The sequence below is a fragment of the Microcystis sp. M_QC_C_20170808_M9Col genome (assembly GCF_007095495.1).
In the GTDB taxonomy this organism is placed as follows: Bacteria; Cyanobacteriota; Cyanobacteriia; order Cyanobacteriales; family Microcystaceae; genus Microcystis; species Microcystis aeruginosa.
On record NZ_SFBZ01000067.1, the window covers coordinates 1 to 4,282 of the forward strand.

Sequence of the window (4,282 nt, forward strand, 5' to 3'; positions counted from 1 at the left end):
ACTTAAACTAATAAAACGGAGAGGCTATGGCTTTAGAAACTTTCGGAATTTTTGGGTTAGAAGTATGTTATCTTGGCATCTTGTATGTTGATTTAGCATAAAGGGTAACGAAGAGCCTGAAAATGTATGATTCTACCTGTAAATTTATCGCCCTTGAATATTCGAGAGACTTGGCCACTTGGTTACTGGGTAAACCCTTAGAATTAACAGAAATTAAACCCTCGGAATTATCCCTAGAGCCAATTAGAGCCGATACTTTAATCTTTTTGGAGTCGGAAGAATTAATCTTACATATCGAGTTCCAAACCGACCCTAAAGAAGATATTCCCTATAGAATGCTAGATTATGCCACCAGACTCTATCGACGCTATCCGCGTAAACCTATCCATCAAGTGGTTATTTATCTAAGGAAAAGTGACTCCCCCAAAGTCCGACAGAATGATTATAAACAAGGGAAAACCTCTCATCAATTTGAAGTGATTAGACTTTGGGAACAACCCTCGGAACCCCTATTAAAGGCCCCCGGACTGTTTCCTTTTGCCATACTCGCTCAAGCTGAGAAACAAGAAAACTTACTGCGGCAAATTGCCCAAGAAATCGAGCAAATCAGCGATAGTCGAGAACAAAGTAATCTGGCCGCATCTACCGCTATTCTAGCCGGGTTAGTATTAAAGAAAGACATCATCCAACGATTATTAAGGAAGGACATCATGAAAGAATCAGTTATCTATCAAGAAATCTGGTCGGAAGGTTTACAAGAGGGACGACAAGAGGGACGACAAGAGGGAGAAGCTAACCTAGTTTTACGTCAATTAAATCGGCGTGTAGGGGACATTTCTCCCGAATTATTGCCCAATATCCGTAGTCTTGACCTAGAACAGTTAGAAAACTTGGGAGAAGCTTTGTTAGATTTTCAATCACCACAAGATTTAGAACAATGGCTGGAAAATTGCCGAGCCAGTTAGTACAAATAAACTAAATGCGGTCTATCCATGAGAGTAGTTCACATTTTAATCTATTCCCCGGTAGAGATCGGCGATCGCTAACTCTAGGTTAATACTTTGCAGGATCACCCGATCGCCTGTCTCGTAAATAGTCGTTTCCCATGTCCCCAGAGAATTACGGCGACGGCATTCCACGCGCTGGATTTCTTGGGAAATTAATACATATTCTTCTAAAGTTTCTATCTGTTGATAATCTTGGAATTTTTCGCCCTTGTCAAAAGCGGCCGTACTGGGGGAAAGCACTTCCGCAATTAGTTTCGGATAGCGTTTCAGATAACGATCTTGGCGATCGCGAGGATCGCAGGTAACAAAAGCATCGGGATAGTAATAAAACTGATCTTGATAGTTAACCTTGACATTACCCGAGTGAAACCTACAGTCTGTAGAGTCGCCGAAATGTTCGTCAATGACTTTGAGAAAATTGAAGGCGATGCGCTCGTGATTATCCGTACCGCCGGCCATCGCATAAACCAAACCACGTCGGTATTCATGGCGGATCTGACTCTGGCGCTCGATAGCGAGATATTCTTGGGGACTGATGTAGTTGGGAACTGCGATCATAACTATAGGGGAAAGCCTACTATTAATCATAGTACGAGAACGGATCTGGCTCTCCTATTCTTTGTGTGATCAGTTTAACTTATATGGCGGCGATCGATCTTTGTGTCCTTTGTCTCTTTGTGGTTCCTGACCCAGAGAGCCGATAAACCAGCGCAAGAGGGCAAAATCTTGATAAACTGAGGGGATAACTATCCCAGACAATCCCCATGACCACTCACTTTATTAGTGCCGAAATCGACCTACAGGAAACCCCGCAACAACTGCAGCAAGAAATCGAAAAAGAATTAGCCAAACGGGGTGAACCCTTGCGTTGGGCAATCACAGAAGTGGATAGCGAGAATAATCAAGTCAAAGTCGAAGCGATTGTCACCACTGCCTCGTGAATTCCCGTCCCTATACCGCCGTACTAATTATTCCCACCGGCATCGGGGCAGCGATTGGCGGTTATGCTGGGGATGGCATTCCCGTGGCCAGAGCGATCGCCCAAGTTTGCGATCGCCTAATTACCCATCCCAATGTCCTCAACGGCGCACAACTGTACTGGCCTCTAGCCAACACCTATTATGTGGAGGGTTACGCTTTAGATCGTTTTGCCCGGGGGGATTGGGGATTAAGTCCCGTCCATCAAAATCGCATCGGGTTACTATTCGATCGCGCCATTGAATTTGACCTCTTGCAAAGACACCTTCAGGCTGCCGATGCTGTCCGGGCCACCCTAGGCTTAGATCTGACCGATTACCTTGTCACCGATGCCCCCTTAAATGTGCAGTTGCGAGAGGCAGCCTCCGGGGCCAGTTGGGGAACAATTGGCAATCCCGACAGCTTGCTGCGGGGGGCAGAAAAACTGATTAAGCAAGGCCGAGCGGAAGCGATCGCCATTGTTGCCCGTTTTCCCGACGATCCCGATAGCATTGCCCTGGCTAATTATCGCCATGGTCAGGGGGTGGATCCCCTTGCCGGGGCCGAAGCGGTGATTTCCCATCTGGTGGTGCGACAATTCCAAATACCGGCGGCCCACGCTCCCGCTTTAAGTCCGCTGCCCCTCGATCCGCAACTTTCCCCCAAGGCCGCGGCCGAAGAAATCGGTTATACTTTTTTACCCTGCGTTTTGGTGGGTTTAAGTCGCGCCCCCCAATTGGTCAAGCGGCCCGGTCCCGATGCTATTTGGAGCCGGGAGGTGGACGCGCTGATCGTTCCCGCCAGTGCCTGCGGCTCTAGCACAGTTCTAAGTTTTTGTCAAGAAAAAACCGTACTGATTGCTGTGCAGAAAAATAGTACAAGAATGAAGGTGGCCCCAGAACCCCTAGGGGTGAAAGCAATTAGGGTACACTCGTATATGGAGGCGATCGGTGCGATCGTTTGTCAACGGGCAGGGGTTAACCTCGCATCTCTTCGCCCTAATTTAAACTCTTTACGCTGTTTATCCGAGAATCCGTGACTAATTCCCCTAATCCCGAATTTGATCCCCTGACACGCACACAAGTCCTCACCATTATGGCGGTAACGGCGATTATCTTGCTGGTAGTCGCCAAAGTTTGGCAATATTTCGGTGCGATCGCTATTCCCGCCATTCGCTGGACTCTCCCGGATTTCCTGTTCGGATTAGCCTTAGCGGGGGCAATTAGTGGAATTAGTGGGCTTCTCTATGGTTTTTGGCCTAGTTATCGCCATAGTGCTAACGCTTACTTAGAATTAGTCATTAAACCTTTAGCATGGCCCGATTTAATTTGGATTGGATTACTGCCGGGGTTAAGTGAAGAATTATTATTTCGCGGGGTGATTTTGCCAGCTTTGGGCTTAAATATCTTTGGTTTAACCGTTTCTAGTCTAATTTTTGGTATTCTCCATTTTAGCGGTTCCCAACAATGGCCCTATGTTATCTGGGCAACTGTTGTCGGTTTCGCCCTCGGTTATACCGTCATCATCACCGGTAATTTATTAATCCCGATCCTCGCTCATATTATCACCAATCTCCTCGCTAGTTTTCTCTGGAAATTACAGCATAGTAATCAGTAATCAGTTATCAGTTATCAGTTATCAGTGGGGAAGTTATCAGTAATCAGTTATCAGTTATCAGTTATCAGTTATCAGTGACTACTCCTGTCTCCTATAAAAAAAATGGAAGTACAATTTCGCGAATTTAATCCTTTTGATGTCTGGTTTTGGCTGGAATTTTCGACGGTTCCCTCGAATATGGAACAGCAGTATGTAGAAGAAGTTTTTGCCTCTTGGTTTTATTTGGGTAAATTAGGGGCTTTCAATGCCGAAAACCTACAGGTACAGGAGGTGGGAGTCGATATTAGTTATATGGAATACGATCCAGATATGGCCGAAAATGCCTTTATGTCACCGATGCACAATATGACCGATTTTGAATACTTAGGTACTTGGGGACGTTGTTGGTTTGACCTTGGTACTAGCGATCTTATTGCTTTGGATATTTTAATCAATGCCTTGACCCAATTAAGTAAGGATTTTGTCGATATTAAACGTTTAATTATCGGTGGAGAAAATCAAGATTGGACGGTTAGCGATCGCAGCAATTATCTCTTTAGCGAATAATTAGGGTTTACTAAAAAAGTTTCTTGGTGGAGTCAGTATTCTCCGAGTCAGGAGTTTATTTTTATTTATTTATTCTCCCCACACCCCACACCCCACACCCCACACCCCACACCCCACACCCCACACCCCACACCCCACACCCCACACCCCACACC

The 4,282-nt window shown here is 45.8% G+C and carries 6 protein-coding genes; 5 read left to right on the top strand and 1 reads right to left on the bottom strand.

Annotation, left to right across the window (positions count from 1 at the left end; all coding sequences use genetic code 11):
* Positions 1-122: 122 nt before the first annotated feature.
* Complete coding sequence (locus EWV68_RS04370; protein ID WP_287168941.1) at positions 123-965, top strand: Rpn family recombination-promoting nuclease/putative transposase; 843 nt, start codon at positions 123-125, stop codon at positions 963-965.
* Between the two features lie 45 nt (positions 966-1,010).
* Here EWV68_RS04370 and EWV68_RS04375 read toward each other — a convergent pair whose 3' ends face one another.
* Positions 1,011-1,565: a Uma2 family endonuclease gene (locus EWV68_RS04375; RefSeq protein WP_287168942.1), complete on the bottom strand. Its 555-nt coding sequence runs from the start codon at positions 1,563-1,565 to the stop codon at positions 1,011-1,013.
* A 206-nt stretch (positions 1,566-1,771) separates the two neighbouring features.
* On the opposite strand from EWV68_RS04375, the gene EWV68_RS04380 reads away from it, so the two are divergent.
* The 4 genes from EWV68_RS04380 to EWV68_RS04395 all read left to right on the top strand — a co-directional run bounded on the left by EWV68_RS04380 (position 1,772) and on the right by EWV68_RS04395 (position 4,127).
* Positions 1,772-1,948, top strand: a complete 177-nt coding sequence (locus EWV68_RS04380) for a DUF8621 family protein (RefSeq protein ID WP_002762817.1) — start codon at positions 1,772-1,774, stop codon at positions 1,946-1,948.
* Positions 1,945-3,003, top strand: a complete 1,059-nt coding sequence (locus tag EWV68_RS04385) for a DUF3326 domain-containing protein (protein ID WP_287168943.1) — start codon at positions 1,945-1,947, stop codon at positions 3,001-3,003. Before EWV68_RS04380 ends, EWV68_RS04385 begins: the two co-directional genes overlap by 4 nt.
* Positions 3,000-3,581 carry a CPBP family intramembrane glutamic endopeptidase gene (locus tag EWV68_RS04390; RefSeq protein ID WP_287168944.1) on the top strand — a complete coding sequence of 194 codons (582 nt, stop codon included), beginning with the start codon at positions 3,000-3,002 and terminating at the stop codon, positions 3,579-3,581. The genes EWV68_RS04385 and EWV68_RS04390 overlap by 4 nt, the downstream gene beginning before the upstream one ends.
* 102 nt (positions 3,582-3,683) lie before the next feature.
* Positions 3,684-4,127 carry a DUF3531 family protein gene (locus EWV68_RS04395; RefSeq protein WP_012264377.1) on the top strand — a complete coding sequence of 148 codons (444 nt, stop codon included), beginning with the start codon at positions 3,684-3,686 and terminating at the stop codon, positions 4,125-4,127.
* Positions 4,128-4,282: the final 155 nt, after the last annotated feature.

Bases quoted from the DNA above. Each gene is read 5' to 3' on its own strand.
- EWV68_RS04375 (WP_287168942.1), bottom strand. From the start codon at position 1,565: ATGATCGCAGTTCCCAACTACATCAGTCCCCAAGAATATCTCGCTATC.
- EWV68_RS04370 (WP_287168941.1), top strand. From the start codon at position 123: ATGTATGATTCTACCTGTAAATTTATCGCCCTTGAATATTCGAGAGAC.
- EWV68_RS04380 (WP_002762817.1), top strand. From the start codon at position 1,772: ATGACCACTCACTTTATTAGTGCCGAAATCGACCTACAGGAAACCCCG.
- EWV68_RS04395 (WP_012264377.1), top strand. From the start codon at position 3,684: ATGGAAGTACAATTTCGCGAATTTAATCCTTTTGATGTCTGGTTTTGG.